15 protein-coding genes are annotated in these 15,182 nt (G+C 66.6%); 13 read left to right on the top strand and 2 right to left on the bottom strand.

Annotation, left to right across the window (positions count from 1 at the left end; genetic code table 11):
- Positions 1-2: 2 nt before the first annotated feature.
- The 8 genes from IM784_RS13165 (at position 3) to IM784_RS13135 (ending at position 6,717) form a co-directional block, all read left to right on the top strand.
- Positions 3-962, top strand: a complete 960-nt coding sequence (locus IM784_RS13165) for a heme o synthase (protein WP_199555804.1) — start codon at positions 3-5, stop codon at positions 960-962.
- Positions 959-1,090, top strand: coding sequence for a hypothetical protein (locus IM784_RS17455; RefSeq protein ID WP_268920855.1), 132 nt, complete (start codon positions 959-961; stop codon positions 1,088-1,090). Before IM784_RS13165 ends, IM784_RS17455 begins: the two co-directional genes overlap by 4 nt.
- Positions 1,087-1,692: a cytochrome c oxidase assembly protein gene (locus IM784_RS13160; RefSeq protein WP_199555803.1), complete on the top strand. Its 606-nt coding sequence runs from the start codon at positions 1,087-1,089 to the stop codon at positions 1,690-1,692. Before IM784_RS17455 ends, IM784_RS13160 begins: the two co-directional genes overlap by 4 nt.
- Positions 1,693-1,772: 80 nt before the next feature.
- Positions 1,773-2,600, top strand: coding sequence for a cytochrome c oxidase subunit 3 (locus IM784_RS13155; protein ID WP_199555802.1), 828 nt, complete (start codon positions 1,773-1,775; stop codon positions 2,598-2,600).
- Between the two features lie 31 nt (positions 2,601-2,631).
- Positions 2,632-3,228, top strand: coding sequence for an SURF1 family protein (locus tag IM784_RS13150; RefSeq protein WP_199555801.1), 597 nt, complete (start codon positions 2,632-2,634; stop codon positions 3,226-3,228).
- A 14-nt stretch (positions 3,229-3,242) separates the two neighbouring features.
- Entirely contained in the window at positions 3,243-4,628 is a 1,386-nt protein-coding gene (gene thrC, locus IM784_RS13145) for a threonine synthase (RefSeq protein WP_199555800.1), read from the top strand.
- Entirely contained in the window at positions 4,625-5,857 is a 1,233-nt protein-coding gene (locus IM784_RS13140) for a M16 family metallopeptidase (RefSeq protein ID WP_199555799.1), read from the top strand. Before thrC ends, IM784_RS13140 begins: the two co-directional genes overlap by 4 nt.
- Positions 5,857-6,717: a class I SAM-dependent methyltransferase gene (locus tag IM784_RS13135; RefSeq protein ID WP_199555798.1), complete on the top strand. Its 861-nt coding sequence runs from the start codon at positions 5,857-5,859 to the stop codon at positions 6,715-6,717. Before IM784_RS13140 ends, IM784_RS13135 begins: the two co-directional genes overlap by 1 nt.
- A gap of 3 nt (positions 6,718-6,720) precedes the next feature.
- Here the strand turns inward: IM784_RS13135 and IM784_RS13130 are convergent, their stop codons facing one another.
- Entirely contained in the window at positions 6,721-7,389 is a 669-nt protein-coding gene (locus tag IM784_RS13130; RefSeq protein ID WP_199555797.1) for an energy transducer TonB, read from the bottom strand.
- A 154-nt stretch (positions 7,390-7,543) separates the two neighbouring features.
- Here IM784_RS13130 and IM784_RS13125 point away from each other — a divergent pair, with 154 nt between their 5' ends.
- Together IM784_RS13125 and IM784_RS13120 are read left to right on the top strand one after the other, a co-directional pair.
- Positions 7,544-8,443, top strand: coding sequence for a class I SAM-dependent methyltransferase (locus IM784_RS13125; protein ID WP_235977238.1), 900 nt, complete (start codon positions 7,544-7,546; stop codon positions 8,441-8,443).
- A 28-nt stretch (positions 8,444-8,471) separates the two neighbouring features.
- Entirely contained in the window at positions 8,472-9,809 is a 1,338-nt protein-coding gene (locus IM784_RS13120; protein ID WP_199555796.1) for an APC family permease, read from the top strand.
- Here the strand turns inward: IM784_RS13120 and IM784_RS13115 are convergent.
- A complete protein-coding gene (locus IM784_RS13115) occupies positions 9,806-11,290 on the bottom strand; it encodes a M23 family metallopeptidase (protein ID WP_199555795.1) in 1,485 nt (494 codons plus the stop codon). The two genes, IM784_RS13120 and IM784_RS13115, sit on opposite strands and share 4 nt — an antisense overlap.
- Before the next feature lie 539 nt (positions 11,291-11,829).
- On the opposite strand from IM784_RS13115, the gene IM784_RS13110 reads away from it, so the two are divergent.
- The 3 genes from IM784_RS13110 (at position 11,830) to fdxA (ending at position 15,151) form a co-directional block, all read left to right on the top strand.
- Complete coding sequence (locus tag IM784_RS13110; protein WP_199555794.1) at positions 11,830-14,391, top strand: helicase-related protein; 2,562 nt, start codon at positions 11,830-11,832, stop codon at positions 14,389-14,391.
- A 15-nt stretch (positions 14,392-14,406) separates the two neighbouring features.
- Positions 14,407-14,724 carry a S4 domain-containing protein gene (locus IM784_RS13105; protein ID WP_235977236.1) on the top strand — a complete coding sequence of 106 codons (318 nt, stop codon included), beginning with the start codon at positions 14,407-14,409 and terminating at the stop codon, positions 14,722-14,724.
- Positions 14,725-14,812: 88 nt separating this feature from the next.
- Positions 14,813-15,151 (top strand): ferredoxin FdxA, encoded by a 339-nt coding sequence (gene fdxA, locus IM784_RS13100; protein WP_199555793.1) that lies wholly within the window; start codon positions 14,813-14,815, stop codon positions 15,149-15,151.
- Positions 15,152-15,182 lie beyond the last annotated feature (31 nt).

Here is a 15,182-nt window from a genome sequence, read left to right as displayed (position 1 = left end):
CGATGGCGAGCAATCCCATCTCGACCGAACAGGAAAGGGCGCCGTCAGGCGCCCTTTCGACTGCTACCCTTACCAGTCCCGCCCTTTCGGCAGCGGACTGGAGCGACTATTGGGCGCTGCTGAAACCGCGCGTGATGACGCTGGTGGTGTTTACCGGCGCCTGCGGCCTGTTCGCCGCCCCCGGCCACCTCAATCCCTTCCTCAGCTTCGTGGCGATCCTGTGCATCGCCGTCGGCGCCGGGGCAGCTGCTGCCTATAACCAGTGGTGGGAAGCCGATATCGACGCGGTGATGAAGCGCACCGCCAGCCGGCCCCTTCCCGCCGGACGCCTCGGCCATGACGAAGCGTTGGGCTTTGCCACCATCCTTGCGGTCGGCTCGGTGGTCACGCTGGGCTTTGCCACCAATTGGGTGGCGGCTGCCTGGCTCGCCTTCTCCATCTTCTTCTACGCCGTCGTCTATACCATCTGGCTGAAGCCGCGCACGCCGCAGAACATCGTCATTGGCGGCGCTGCAGGCGCCTTCCCGCCGATCATCGGCTGGGCGGCCGTCACCGGCGACGTCACCGCGCTGCCGCTTCTGCTGTTCGCCATCGTCTTTGCCTGGACGCCGCCACACTTCTGGGCGCTCGCGCTGTTCGTGCGGATGGATTACGCCCGCGCCGGCATCCCGATGCTGCCGGTGACGCATGGCGTCCGCGAAACGCGCCGGCAGATCCTTGCCTATTCCCTGGTGCTGTTCGCCGTTTCCGTGGCGCCCTGGGCACTGGGGCTGCTGGGGCCGGTCTATGGCGTGCCGGTGACGCTGCTGGGCATCGCCTTCGTGGCGCTTTCCGCGCGGGTTGCCGCCAGCCGCACCGAAGCGGCCGGCGAAATGACGGCGGAAAAGACCCTCTTCAAATTCTCGCTCCTGTATCTTGCCGGGGTGTTCGCCGCGCTGGTCGCAGACAGGTGGATGGCATGAGCTGGACTCCGCAGGAAGAAGCCGCCTTCGTCGCCAAGCGCCGCCGGCGCAACCTGGTGATCGGGCTGGTGCTGGGCGCCTTCGCCCTGCTCTTCTATGGCATCACCATCAGCCGGATCGCCGGATGAGCACGGCTGCGCCCAATGCCAATCTTCGCATTGCGCTGGTTGCCGCCGCTATTGCGATCGGCATGGTCGGGCTGGCCTATGCCTCGGTGCCGCTCTATCGGATCTTCTGTCAGGTCACCGGCTTCGGTGGCACCACGCAAAAGGCCGAAATGCTGCCGTCTGCCGCACAAGTGCGGGCCGCGCACGGCCGGCAGATCAAGGTCCGCTTCGACGGCAATGTCCGCGGCCTGCCCTGGCAGTTCAGCCCGGCGGCGCCCGTCACCGTGAAGATCGGCGAGCAGAACATCATCTTCTACAAGGCAGTGAACCAATCTGCGGCGTCGACCACCGGGTCGGCCACCTTCAACGTCTCGCCGGACTCCGCGGGGAAGTATTTCTCCAAGATCCAGTGCTTCTGCTTCAACGAGCAGACGCTGGCCGCCGGGCAAACTGCCGACATGCCGGTCGTTTTCTTCGTCGATCCGGCGATCCTCGACGATCCGGACGCCCGCGACATCGACGAGATCACCCTTTCCTACACCTTCTATCCCGTGGCTGAACCCAGCCGCCCGCCGGCCATTCGTGCCACCGGCGAGCAGCAGATTCAGGCAAAGGTCAGCTGACGATATTGCCCTTTCCCCATGGTTGGGGTTAGGGCCGTTATAACGAACATTCAGGCCCCACAGCATTCAGGCGAGGCAACATGGCTTCCGGCAAGACCCACGATTTCCACATCCTTCCTCCCAGCCCCTGGCCGCTCATGGGCGCGATTTCCGCCATGGTCATGCTCGGCGGCTCGGTCTTCTGGTGGCACAAGGAGCCGTGGGGCGTTTGGGTTGCGGCCCTCGGCCTGCTGGGCGTTCTCGCCACCTTCTTCTTCTGGTTCTCCGACGTCCGCGACGAAGCGAATGCCGGCGATCACACGGCCGTGGTGCAGCTCCACCACCGCTATGGGATGATCCTGTTCATCGCGTCGGAAGTGATGTTCTTCGTCGCCTGGTTCTGGGCCTTCTTCTCCGCCGCGCTGTTCCCGCACAAGGGCGAGCCGATCGGAGGCGTCTGGCCGCCAGTCGGCATCGAGCCGCTGGACCCGTTCGTCTATCCGCTGCTCAACACGCTGATCCTGCTGCTTTCGGGCACGACCGTCACCTGGGCACACCACGCCCTCATCCATGGCGACCGCGAGGGGCTGAAGAAGGGGCTGTGGGTCACCATCATCCTGGGCGTGCTCTTCTCGTGCCTGCAGGCCTATGAATATTCGCACGCCACCTTCGGGTTTGCCGGCAACATCTATGGCGCCACCTTCTACATGGCGACCGGCTTCCATGGCTTCCACGTGATCGTCGGCACCATCTTCCTCGCCGTCTGCCTGTGGCGCGCCTATCTCGGCGACTTCACGCCGAAGCAGCACTTCGGCTTCGAAGCAGCCGCCTGGTACTGGCATTTCGTCGACGTGGTGTGGCTGTTCCTCTTCCTCACCATCTACATCTGGGGCTCCAATTTCGGAGCGGCCGTGGTTGCCCACCACTAAGCCCACGCCCCTCGGGACAAGGGAAGCCCCGGTGCGCAAGCGCCGGGGCTTTCCCGTTGTCCCCACGCTGATGGTGGCCATTGCCGTCCCCATCCTGATGGGTTTCGGCTTCTGGCAACTGCAGCGCCTGCAGTGGAAGGAGGCGCAACTGGTGCAACTGGCGGCAAACAGCCAGGCACCGCTCCTGAAAATCGACGGCCGAATCCCCGAAGATGCACAGTTCCGGCGGATTCAACTCACGCTCTCCTGCGACAGCCATCCGACTGCGCTCCGCGCCGGCCGCAACCTGAACGGAAAGAGCGGCTACTCCCATATCGCCAGCTGCCGCACCGACACCCAAGCACTGCTGGTGGATACGGGTTGGACAGAGCGCCCGGACCCGTCGACGCCGGGCGACGAACGGCGAACGATTGAGGGAACGCTCGTCCATGCCAACGAGGGCGGCTGGCTGCTCGTCGACGCCCGGGGTCAACCGCCGCTTGCCCCCAGCGCCCCGCCCGGCCTCGATACCATCTCCAACAACCACCTCAGCTACGCCATCCAGTGGTTCAGCTTCGCTGCCATCCTGCTGGTCATCTATGGCCTCTGGCTGCGTCGCTGGCTTGCACAACAGCCGCCAGCCGCCTAACCCCCCTCTCCGCCATGCAATATCTCAGCACGCGGGGGCAGGCCCCCATCCTCGACTTCAAGGGCGCAACGCTCGCAGGCCTCGCAACCGACGGCGGCCTCTACCTGCCGGCCAGCTGGCCGCAGCTGTCGCCGGAAACACTCGAGGGGCTGGCAACCGCCAGCTACGCGGAAACCGCCTTCACCGTGATGCGCCCCTTCGTCGAGGGCAGCCTGACCGACGCCGAGCTGAAAACCCTGATCGCCGCTGCCTATGGCAATTTCGGCCACGCCGCCGTCACCCCGCTGGTGCAACTGTCCGACAGGCACTGGCTGCTGGAGCTGTTCCACGGCCCCACGCTAGCCTTCAAGGACGTGGCGCTGCAGCTGCTGGGCAATTTCTTCGGCCACTTTCTCGGTGCCACCGATAAGCTCACGATCGTCGGCGCCACCAGCGGCGACACGGGTTCCGCCGCCATCGAGGCGGTCGCCGGCCGCCCCGGCATCGTCATCCACATGCTGCACCCGGCGGGCCGAGTCTCGGAAGTGCAGCGCCGGCAGATGACGACGGTGGCTGCCCCCAACGTCCACAACATCGCCGTCGACGGCAGCTTCGACGATTGCCAGGCGCTGGTGAAGGCGCTGTTCAACGATTCCGCCTTCCGCACCGAACAGTCGCTGTCGGCGGTCAACAGCATCAACTGGGCGCGGCTGCTCGCGCAGATCGTCTATTATGTCTATGCGGGCGTCCGCCTCGGCGCACCGCACCGGCAGGTCAGCTTCTCGGTTCCCACCGGCAATTTCGGCGACGTGTTCGCGGGCTATGCCGCCTACAAGATGGGCCTTCCCATCGCTAAGCTGGTGGTCGCCACCAACGTCAACGACATCCTCGCCCGAGCCCTGAACGAGGGCGACTATTCGGTCGGAACCGTCGCCGCAACGGCAACACCCTCGATGGACATCCAGGTCAGCTCCAACTTCGAGCGCCTCCTGTTCGATCTGCACGGCCGTAGCGGCGCCGCACTTGCCGCCGCCATGCAAGGCTTCGAGAAGAGCGGCAAACTCGCCCTCTCCGCCGAACAGCGTGCCCAGGCCTCCGCGCTGTTCCTGGCCGAGCGCGTCGACGAAACGCGGATGATGCAGGCGCTGCAATGGGCCTATGGCGAAACCGGCCAGCTGATCGATCCGCATAGCGCCGTCGGCCTGGCCGCCGCGCGCCGTCGCGAGACCGAGCTTGGAGGCCCCATCGTCACGCTCGCCACTGCCCACCCCGCCAAGTTCCCCGACGCGGTCGAGCGCGCCAGCGGTTTCCGCCCGTTGTTGCCACGCCGTGTGGCGCATCTTTTCGACCGGCAGGAACGCTATGATCGGCTGCCTGCTGACGCGGAGGCCTTGAAGACCTATATCCGCTCGAAAGCATGACCCCACAGCTCACCACCCTCGCCAATGGCCTCACCGTCGCCACCCTCGATATGCCGGGGCTGGAAACGGCCGCGCTCTCGCTCAACGCCGATGTCGGCGCCCGGAACGAAGGCGCCGGGGAGAACGGCCTTGCCCATCTGTTCGAGCATATGGTGTTCAAAGGTACCCGCTCGCGCTCGGCCCGCGCCATTGCCGAAGCGATCGAGGATGTCGGCGGCTCGCTGAACGCCTGGACCTCGCGCGACACCACCTGCTTCCACGCCCGCGTGCTGGCAAACGACGTGCCGCTGGCGCTGGAGCTGGTGACCGACCTGATCGCCAGCCCCAGCTTCACCGATGCCGATCTGGCGCTCGAACGCGAAGTCGTGCTCTCCGAAATCGGCGAAGCGCTGGAAACGCCGGACGACCTCGTCTTCGATCATCTGCAGGCAGCGGCCTTCCCGGCGCAAAGCCTCGGGCGGCCCATCCTCGGCACCCGGGAAAGCCTCGCAGCGCTGGATGGCGCCTCGCTCCGCAGCTGGCAGGGATCGCACTATCGCGGGGCAGGCCTCGTGCTGTCGGCGGCGGGCAAGGTCGATCACGACGCCATCGTCCGCCAGGCCGAAGCGATGCTGGGCGCCCTCCCCTCCGGCCGCCCCGGCGCCATCGAGCAGGCGAGCTGGGTCGGCGGCCGCATTTCCGACAGCAAGCGCAACGAGCAGACCCACATCGCGCTCGGCTTCAAGGGCTTCGGCCCGCTGGACCCGGCCTTCGATGCCGCCCGCCTGTTCGCTGCCGCGCTTGGCGGCGGGATGTCGTCGCGGCTGTTCCAGGAGCTGCGCGAGGAACGCGGCCTTGCCTATTCGGTCAGCGCTTCGCACGGCATCCACGCCGATGCCGGCGTCCTCACCCTCTATTGCGCGACCCGCCCCGCCGATGCCGACCGCGCTTTGGCGCTCGCCCGCGAAATCGCTGCCGCCACCGCTGCAGACCTGTCGCCGGCAGAACTCGCCCGCGCCCGCGCGCAAATGAAGGCCGGCGTGCTGATGGGCCTCGAAGGCTGTGCAGGTCAGGCCGACTGGCTGGGCGGCTCGCTCATCACCTATGGCCGCGTCATTCCGCCCTCCGAGCTGATCGCCGCGCTGGATGCCGTCACGGTGGAGCAGGTCCGCGCAGCCGGCGCTGCCATGCTGGCCACTCCGCCTGCCCTTGCGATCGTGGGGCCAAAGGCCACGAAGCTGGCGGCCTGATGGTCGCGCTCGCCACCCTTGTTGCCGAACCAACGCCGGATTTCGCCCTGCTGGACTCCGGCCACCGCCGCAAGCTGGAGCGTTGCGGCCCCTACCGCTTCATCCGCCCGGAACCGCAAGCGATGTGGGCGCCCGCCTCTGACGACTGGCACGCCGACGGCGAATTCACAGGCGGCTCCGACGAGGAAGGCGGCGGCCGCTGGCGGCTGTCCCCGAATGTCCCCGCCAGCTGGCCTATCGAGCAGGCCGGCGTACAGCTGCACGCCCAGTGCACGCCATTCCGCCATCTCGGCTTCTTCCCCGACATGGCGCCGCACTGGCAATCTTTGGCAGACGTCTCCGAAGGCGCCGAAGTGCTGAACCTGTTCGGCTATACCGGCGCCGCTTCGCTGATCGCAGCCAGCCGCGGCGCCAAGGTCGTGCATGTCGATGCCTCGAAAAAGGCAGTCGAACAGGCCCGCGCCAACGCCCAGCTATCCGGCCTCTCAGACAAGCCCATCCGCTGGATCACCGAAGATGCCCGCCGCTTCGTCGCCCGCGAGGTCCGGCGCGGCCGCCGCTATGATGCGATCCTGCTGGATCCCCCCAAGTTCGGCCGCGGCCCCGAAGGCGAGGTGTGGGAACTGACCGAACATCTCCCTGCCCTCATCGCTGATTGCGTGAAGCTGCTCGACGCCAACAGCCGTCTGCTGATCCTGACCACTTATGCCGTCCGGCTCTCCGCGCTGGCGCTGGACGGCCTGCTGAAGCCGCTCGCTGCCCACCTGCCCGGCGAAATCACCAGCGGCGAAATGGCCATCCGCGAGGAAGGCCGCGGGCTACTCCTCCCCACCGCCATCTTCACCCGCTGGAGCCGCTGAGCGCTATTCCACGTCTTCCTGCAGCTGCCAGTTCACGTTGGAAATCTGGCCCACGCAATAGGCGGGCTTGCCGTCGCGCTCGGCAGGGATGGGAGGATGATTTGTGAGCATCGCCTTCGTTCCGTCGTCGAACAGCATCGGTGGTTCCGCAACCAGCACCCGCAAATCCTTCACATGCCGGTCTGCCGTGCGCGAATAGGCAAGTTTCACTCCACCCTGAATGTTCGCCCGCCGTAGGCTCTGGGGGTAGTCCTCCGGCTCGATAGCCAGCCCCCGAACGCGCTGGCTGTCGGCCAGCAAGCAGTGATCGGCAGACAAGCTGGCGATTTTCGACATGCGAAGCCGCAGTTCACGGTCGCTGCCCAAGGCAGAAGCGCGGGCGGGCATCGACCTCCAGCGGGAGATGGCGTCGCCCGTATCTCCCATTCGCTCGGCTCGCACAGCCATCCGTCGTCCCTCAGCGGATTTCGGCCCGCCCGCCATGGGCGCCTTTTCCAGAACAAGTCGCGGCGTGAAATAGTAGGGCGAGATGATACCGGTCAGAAAAACGGCGCCGGATTTTACCGCCTCGGCCTCCATTTCTGCCGGCGAGGGCAGGGCAGGCGGCGGTTTCTGCGCGGCTGCACCAAAGGCTGAGCCCAGCAACATGCAGGCTATCACCAGCCTACGCATACAAGTCTTTCCCATCCCCCCCGATATTGTCACAGGCAATGAAGCACGGCCCGTCGCAACTGCCAGGCAAGCGGCTCGCGGTGCCGAAAATTTCGTGCCAGTATGGAAATATTCCCTGTTCGTGAGTTGGAGTAACCGCATGCTTTTCCGCCGATTGGGTTACACAATTCTGCTGGCCGGCACGCTGCTGGCGGCTCCGGCTTCCGCCCAGCTGCGCATGCTCTCGAACACACCACAGGCACCTGACCCGCTCGCCGCGCCGTCGATCCCCGATCCGCTGGTAGAGGCGCCGCCGTTGCGTCTGTCGCTGATGCAGGGCGATCAGGACAAGTTGGGCGACGACAAGTTCCAGCCTGAAATCGGCCAGGCCGGCAAGGATGTGATCTGGGTGCCCACGCCCGACAGCCTGGTGAAGGCGATGCTGACCGTCGCCGACGTGAAACCCACCGATTTCGTCGTCGATCTCGGTTCCGGAGACGGCCGCATCGCCATCGCCGCCGCCCGCGATTTCGGCGCCCGTTCGCAAGGCGTGGAGTTCAACCCCGATATGGTCGCACTCGCCCGCCGCAACGCGCAAAAGGCGGGTGTCGCCAACAAGGTGACCTTCCTGCAGGGCGACATCTTCGAGACCGATTTCACCGACGCCACCGTCGTCACCATGTATCTGCTGCCCAGCCTGAACCTGAAGCTGCGCGACACACTTTTGAAGATGAAGCCCGGCACCCGCATCGTCAGCCACGCCTTCACCATGGGCGAGTGGGAACCCGACCGCACCATCACCACCGACGACGCCAGCGGCTATTTCTGGCTGGTGCCCGCCAATGTCTCCGGCCGCTGGGCCTTTGAAGTCGGGAACGAGCGCTTCGCCACCGAGCTCGGCCAGCAGTTCCAGATGCTGAGCGTCGCCCGCGGCGGCCCCCTGCGCGACGGCCGCGTGAAGGGCACCGGCGTCCACTTCACGCGCGCCAACGGACAGGAGCTGGAAGGCGTGGTGCGTGGCGACCAGATGGTGGGCCGTGGCTGGGTAGCCACCCGCATCCGGACCGGCGGCTGAACTTTATCCGGAGATCCAGGCGTTGAACATGGATAGGGCGCAGCCGGCGCGGCGGCTGTCGGCAACGGATGTTGCGCTGATGATTGTCGGCATCGTCGTCGGCGCCGGAATCTTTCGGGTGCCGGCGGACGTGGCGGCTGCTTCCTCGAACAATTGGGAAGTGCTGGGCCTGTGGCTGGCGGGCGGCCTGGCCGCGCTCACGGGGGCACTCACCTATGCCGAGCTTGCCACTCGCTACCCCTCCATCGGTGGCGAGTTCCACTTCCTGCGCCTTGCCTTCGGTGCCCGCGTCGGCGCGCTGTTCGTCTGGGCACGGGTAGCGGTGATGCAGACCGGAGCGATTGCGACGGTAGGCTTCGTTGCCGGCGACTATGCCGCCGGGCTCTGGCCGAATGGCCCTTCGCCGGCCATGTGGGCAGGCATCGCCGTGCTCGCGGTGTCTTTCGGCAACATGATCAGCCTGGAGGCAGGCCGGCGCGGCCAGCAGATATTCGTCGCCATCGAGATATTCGCCATCGTCTCCGTGATCGCGGCCGCGGTGATGCTGGGGATCGGCGGCGGCGGCGCGGCGCAGGTTGCCGGCAGCGGCTCTGCCATGCCCGGCACCAGCCTCGGCCTTGCACTGGTTTTCATCATGCTCGCCTATGGCGGCTGGAACGAAGCCGCCTATCTCTCCGCCGAAACGAAGGGCGGCGGAAGCGGGCTGGTTGCTGCTCTGGTGCTCGGTCTCGGTCTCGTCACCCTGCTCTATCTTGCCGTCAACGCGGCGTTCCTGTTCGCCTTCGGCCGCGAGGGACTGGCGGGAACACCCGCCCCGGCAACATTGCTGCTGGATGCCGCCTTCGGCCCGGTTGGCGCAGCACTGGTGGCGGGCGCGGTCGTGGTCGCCTCGCTTTCCACCATGAACGCCACCGTCATCACCGGCGCCCGCGCCATGTGTGCGATGGGCCGCCACCTGCCGCTGTTCGGCCCGCTGGGGCAATGGGATCAGGCGCGCTCCGTGCCACGCCCCGCCCTGCTGGTGCAGGCGCTGGTGGCGCTGGCGCTGACAGCCTATGGCGCCACCACGCGCGACGGCTTTTCGGCGATGGTCGCCTTTGGGGCGCCCGTGTTCTGGCTGTTCCTGGCGCTGACGGCGCTGTCGCTGTTCATCCTGCGCCGCCGCCGGCCGGAAGTCGGCGGCTTCGCGGTGCCGCTCTATCCGATCGTGCCGCTCCTGTTCCTGGGGGTGTGCCTCACCATGCTCTGGTCGTCGCTGGGCTATGCCGCCTTCCTGCTCGGCCAGTCGGAGTCAGGGCGGTTGGCGGGTATCCTCGGTCTCGGGCTGCTGGTGGCGGGTATCCCGCTGGTCTGGAAGGCGCGCTAGCCCGCGGAGCCGGCGGCAGGCAGCTTCTTCAGCCTTGCCATCTCGCCGCGGAACTTCTGCAGATCGGCCCCGCCCAGCTGCGAGCCGCCCAGCAGCTTCACCGAACGCGGATCGACGGGCTTGCCGTTCATCCAGACTTCGTAATGGAGGTGCGGGCCGGTCGAGAGGCCGGTACTGCCGACCCGACCGATCTGCTGCCCCTGCGAAACCTGCTGACCGTTGCGGACGCCGATCGATTGCATGTGGGCATAGCGCGTGCGCATGCCCTTGCCATGGTCCAGCACCACCACATTGCCATAGCCGCCGCCCCAGCCCGCCAGCACCACGCGGCCGCCGGCCGAAGCGAGGATGGGCGTGCCGGCTCTGGCAGCGAAATCGACGCCCTGGTGCATGCGGCTATAGCCCAGCAGCGGGTGGAAGCGCATGCCGAAGCCGGAAGATTGGCGCGCACCCTGCACCGGCGTGCGGATCAGGCCCTTTCGGACGCCCTCGCCCGTCTGCCAGAAGAATTCGCCAGAGTTGCCCCAGCGCATCAAAGACACATTGGAGCGGCCGTTCATCAGCCCGGCATAGAGAAGCTGGCCCATCTCCGTCTCGCCGGTTTCGGCGCGGCGATGGGAAACGATGATCTCGAACTTGTCGCGCTTGCCGATGTCGCGCTGGATATCCATCGCATAGCCTAGCTGCCGCATATATTCCGCGACGATGTTCGCCGGCAGACCGGCTGCACGCGCCGCGCGCTGGAGCGAACCGCCCACCTCGCCCGTCACCCTGAGTGGCGTATTGTCGATGCGGATCGGGATATTCTTCACTGCCAGCTGGCCGTCGGCGCCCCGCTTGATTTCCACCTTGTTCTCGAAGCTGGCGCGATACGACAGGAACTCCAAGGGCCTTGGCACGGCCTTGCTCTCGCGCCGGCCCAGAACGATGTTCAGACCTGTCCCGGGCTTGCCGCCGCTAAGGCTGGAAATGCCGCGCAGCAGCCCGGAAATAACCTCCAGATCGTCGCGCCCTACACCGGCCCTACGCAGCGCCCCTTCCAGCCCCCCCGAACCTATGTTGGCGGAAAGCTCCACGCGTGGGCGTTCGGGCGTTTCGGCGAGCCGGCGGACCATCGCATTGGCTGGCACCTGCCGCCCGGTGACGCTGCCAAAGGCCAGCGGCGAAATCCTGTCAAAGCGGGCTTCCTCCAGCTTTGAAGGCGAAAGCGGTGGAGGCGCCGGAGCAACCAGCGACGGCGTGTGCGACCCCAGCGCCAGCGCAGTGCCGATCAGCAGGCCAAGCGTGCCGAAACCCCGCCACCAGCGGCCGGAGCCGATCGCGTCGCCCAGATCAACTACAAGATCGGTATCGTATATTTGTGCGGCTGTGCGCGCCAGCGCAGTGCCTGAAAGAGGAAGGCCGAAACGCGGAAGTTGCGGCGCGCGCGGAAGCGATATGCGGCCCGCAGGTGCCAAAGCGAAGTCAGCAGCCGTAGCCACGGTAGCCCCTTCGCGCCTGATCGCAGTCAGTTCCATGCATCGCGGTAGAACGACCCCTCACGCAACCCTTTCACCGGCCCGTCAACTGCAGGCCTTCTTCCCTCCAACCCGCCGGCAACGTTGATTGAAACCGATAAGTTGTTGGGTGTGAACCCTGAATCATTGCACTGCCGGGGTCAACAGCTCACACGAAAAGGTTCCATGCACCTGCGACGAAGCGCCCTGTCAGGTCGGTGAGCCGAATCACGGCTGCGGCGCATGACAAATCCTGTGTCAGAATGTCACAAATCCACCCCTTGCGCCGCTGAATCGGTCATGCCACAACATATGGCGTTGGAGCTGGTGGGAGAGGCGGTCATTCGCATCTGTCTTGCCGAATTCCGGGCGGCGCGTCGGGCAACAGCCCATGCCAATACCGGATCGGACCCTGAACTGAGGCCCGTCTCGAGGTTGGCCCGTTCAAATCGGCGAAGCAATCCCCATCTGCCTTTCATGCTGCAAGCGAACAGCCCCATGCTGCAGGCAGGTTGGCCGCACGAATGACCCAGCTGGGCGCCCAGCTGACGGCCGTTCTGGGGCCCACCAACACGGGGAAGACCCACCTCGCCGTCGAGCGCATGTGCGCCCATTCCGGCGGCATGATGGGCTTCCCGCTGCGCCTGCTTGCCCGCGAGGTCTATGATCGCGTCGTCGCACTGAAGGGCGCTACGCAAGTCGCCCTCGTCACCGGCGAGGAACGCATCGTCCCGCCGGGCGCCCGCTATTTCCTCTGCACCGCTGAATCCATGGTCACCGATCGCCAGTTCCCCTTCGTCGCCATCGACGAAGGGCAGATGGGCGCCGATCCGGAGCGCGGCCACGTCTTCACCAACGCCTTGCTGCATCTGCGCGGCACCGCGGAAACATTGATCCTCGGCGCCGAAACCCTGCGCCCGGTGCTGCGCCGGCTGCTGCCGGATGCCCATATCGTTGGCCGCCCGCGCTTTTCTGAGCTGAAATGGGCCGAGCCTAAAAAACTCTCCCGCCTGCCCGCCCGCTCCGCCATCGTCGCCTTCACCGCCGAAGATGTCTATGCGCTCGCGGAGATGCTGCGCCGGCACAAGGGCGGCGCTGCAGTGGTGATGGGCGGCCTCTCGCCGCGCACCCGCAACGCGCAGGTCGAGCTCTACCAGTCGGGCGAAGTCGATTATCTGGTCGCGACCGACGCCATCGGCATGGGCCTCAACATGGACATCGCCCATGTCGCCTTCGCCTCCCTTTCCAAGTTCGACGGCCGGCGGCACCGGCGGCTCCGTCCCGCCGAAATGGCACAGATCGCCGGTCGCGCCGGCCGACACCAGCGCGACGGCACCTTTGGCACGGTGCAGCTGGGTCGCGCCGAAGAAGGGGGCAGCCCTGCCTTCACCGAGGCGGAAATCACCGCCATCGAAGGCCATGAGTTCCCGCCACTGCAATCGCTCGTCTGGCGCAACGCCCGGCTCGATTTCGCCTCGCTGCACCGGCTGGTGATGAGCCTGGAGGCAACGCCCTCTTCCCCCGATCTCTGGAGGGGTGACGACGCCATCGACCTGCAGGTCCTGAAAAAGCTGGCGGGCGAGCCGTGGCTGATGGAGCGCGCCCAGGGACGCCCCGCTCTTCAGCGTATCTGGGCCGCCTGCGGCCTGCCCGATTACCGCCGCACCGGGCCGGAGGCGCATGCCCGCCTCGTCGGCCGCATGGTGCGCCACCTGACCGAAGGCCATGGCAATCTGCCGCCGGAGTGGATCCGCTCCGAGCTTGCCGTGCTGGACAATGTCGCCGGCGACATCGCCACCCTTTCCGACCGCATCGCCGCCGCCCGCACCTGGACCTATGTGGCCCACCGCGCTGATTGGCTGGAGGATTCGACCGGCTGGGCGGAAAAGGCGCGGGTGGTGGAGGACAAGCTCTCCGACGCGCTGCACCAGCGCCTCACCCAGCGCTTCGTCGATCGCCGCACCGCTGTGCTCCTGAAGGATCTGAAGCTGCGCGATCCCGACCTTCGCGTCGAAGTCGATCCCGACGGCGCCGTGGTCGTGGATGGCGCCATCATCGGCACGCTGAAGGGCTTTGCCTTCCTGCCAGATCCAACCGCCCGCGCCGGCGAGAAGAAGCTGCTGCTGGCCGCCGCCGAACGCCGCCTTTCCTCCGAGCTTTCCGCCCGCGCCCGCGCGCTGGCCGCCGCCGCAGACACCGAATTCGCGCTCGATTTCGAGGGCGGAATGCCGCCGCGCATTACCTGGCGGGGCGAACGGGTGGCGGCACTGCGCCGTGGCCGCGATGCGCTGAACCCGCGCATCGAACTGGACCGCAGCCTCGATACGCTCGCCGCGCCGCTGCGCGCTGCCGTGCAGGCTCGCCTTGCCACTTGGGCCGATGCCACCAAGAGCCGCCATCTGGCCGCTCTCACCCGGCTGGAAGCGCTGAAGGCGGAACTGTCTCCCCCGGCGCGCGGCCTTGTCGTGCAGCTTACCGAAACCATGGGCTCGCTGCCGCGCGCCAGCGTCGCCTCGCTGATCGCCAGCCTCACGCGTGCCGACCGCAGCGCCCTTGCCCGCGCCGGGGTACGGCTTGGCGTCACCCACGTCTTTGCGGCCGATGCGCTTCGCCCCGAGGCAACCCGCTGGCGACTGGCGCTGTGGGGCGTATCCGCCGGCGTCGCGCAAATGCCGCAGCCGCCGCGCCCCGGCCTCACCTCGGTCGTTGTCGACCCTGGCGCCCCTCCCGGCTTCTACGCGGTCGCCGGCTTCTGGGCGCTGGGCCGCTTTGCCGTTCGCGTGGATATGGCCGACCGCACCGCCCGCCTCGTCCATGCGCAGCGGCTGGCCGAAAAGGCCGGCGGCAGCGCCATCCGCACCGATCCCGGCCTGCTTTCCAGCCTGGGCCTCAGCGCCGCCGATTTCGCCGTGCTGATGCAGGCGCTGGGTTTCCGGGGCGCACAGGAACGCGGCTTTGCCTTTGCCCCCGCAAAGGCTCCGCGGGCTCGCCGCCGCGCCGGCGAGCCCGCACCCGCACCCTCTTCAAACGCCTTTGCCAATCTGGGCGCCATGCTCGCCAATCGTGGAGAGACACGCGACTTATGAGAAGGAGACTGCCGCTTGGTCTATGAACAGGGCATGCGCATCGACAAATGGCTGTGGTTCTCAAGGCTGCTGGGCAGCCGTTCAGAAGCGCAGAAACTCTGCGAAAGCCGGCGGCTCCGGCTGGATGGACGGGTGATAGATCGAAGCTGTGCCACTGTGCGAAGGGGGGCCGTCCTCTCCTTCTGCCGCGGCGACCAGGTGATTGCGGTCCGCGTGAATGGCCTGGCCGAACGGCGCGGCCCCTATAGCGAGGCCTGCCTGCTCTACACCCATCTGCTGAACGGCGCAGAGGCGGAGGCTTCAGCCGTTCAGCGCGAACTGCAGCCCGCCTGAACCGTCTGCCATCGACACTGCCCATTGACGCCCGGCCGCCTGCCACGCTAGCGCAAGGGCAGAAACAGAAACAGAAGAGTGCACACCCATGGCCTATGTCGTCACCGACGCCTGCATCCGCTGCAAGTATATGGATTGCGTGGAGGTTTGCCCCGTCGACTGTTTCTATGAGGGCGAGAATATGCTCGTCATCAACCCGAACGAGTGCATCGACTGCGGCGTCTGCGAACCGGAATGCCCGGCCGAAGCCATCGTGCCGGACACCGAGCCGAACCTCGACCAGTGGGTGGAACTGAACGCCAAGTTCAGCGCCGAATGGCCGAACATCACGGTGAAGGGCGACAGCCCGGCCGACGCCGACGAGTGGAAGGACAAGCCCGGCAAGTTCGAGAGCGAGTTCTCGGAAAAGCCCGGCACCGGAAGCTGATACGGAACCCCCGGCCGCACCGGGGGTTTTC

The organism is Sandaracinobacteroides hominis (assembly GCF_016464365.1).
GTDB lineage: Bacteria > Pseudomonadota > Alphaproteobacteria > Sphingomonadales > Sphingomonadaceae > Sandaracinobacteroides > Sandaracinobacteroides hominis.
The sequence above is the reverse complement of the archived record's forward strand: the minus strand, read 5'-3'. Positions and strand labels throughout refer to the sequence as shown.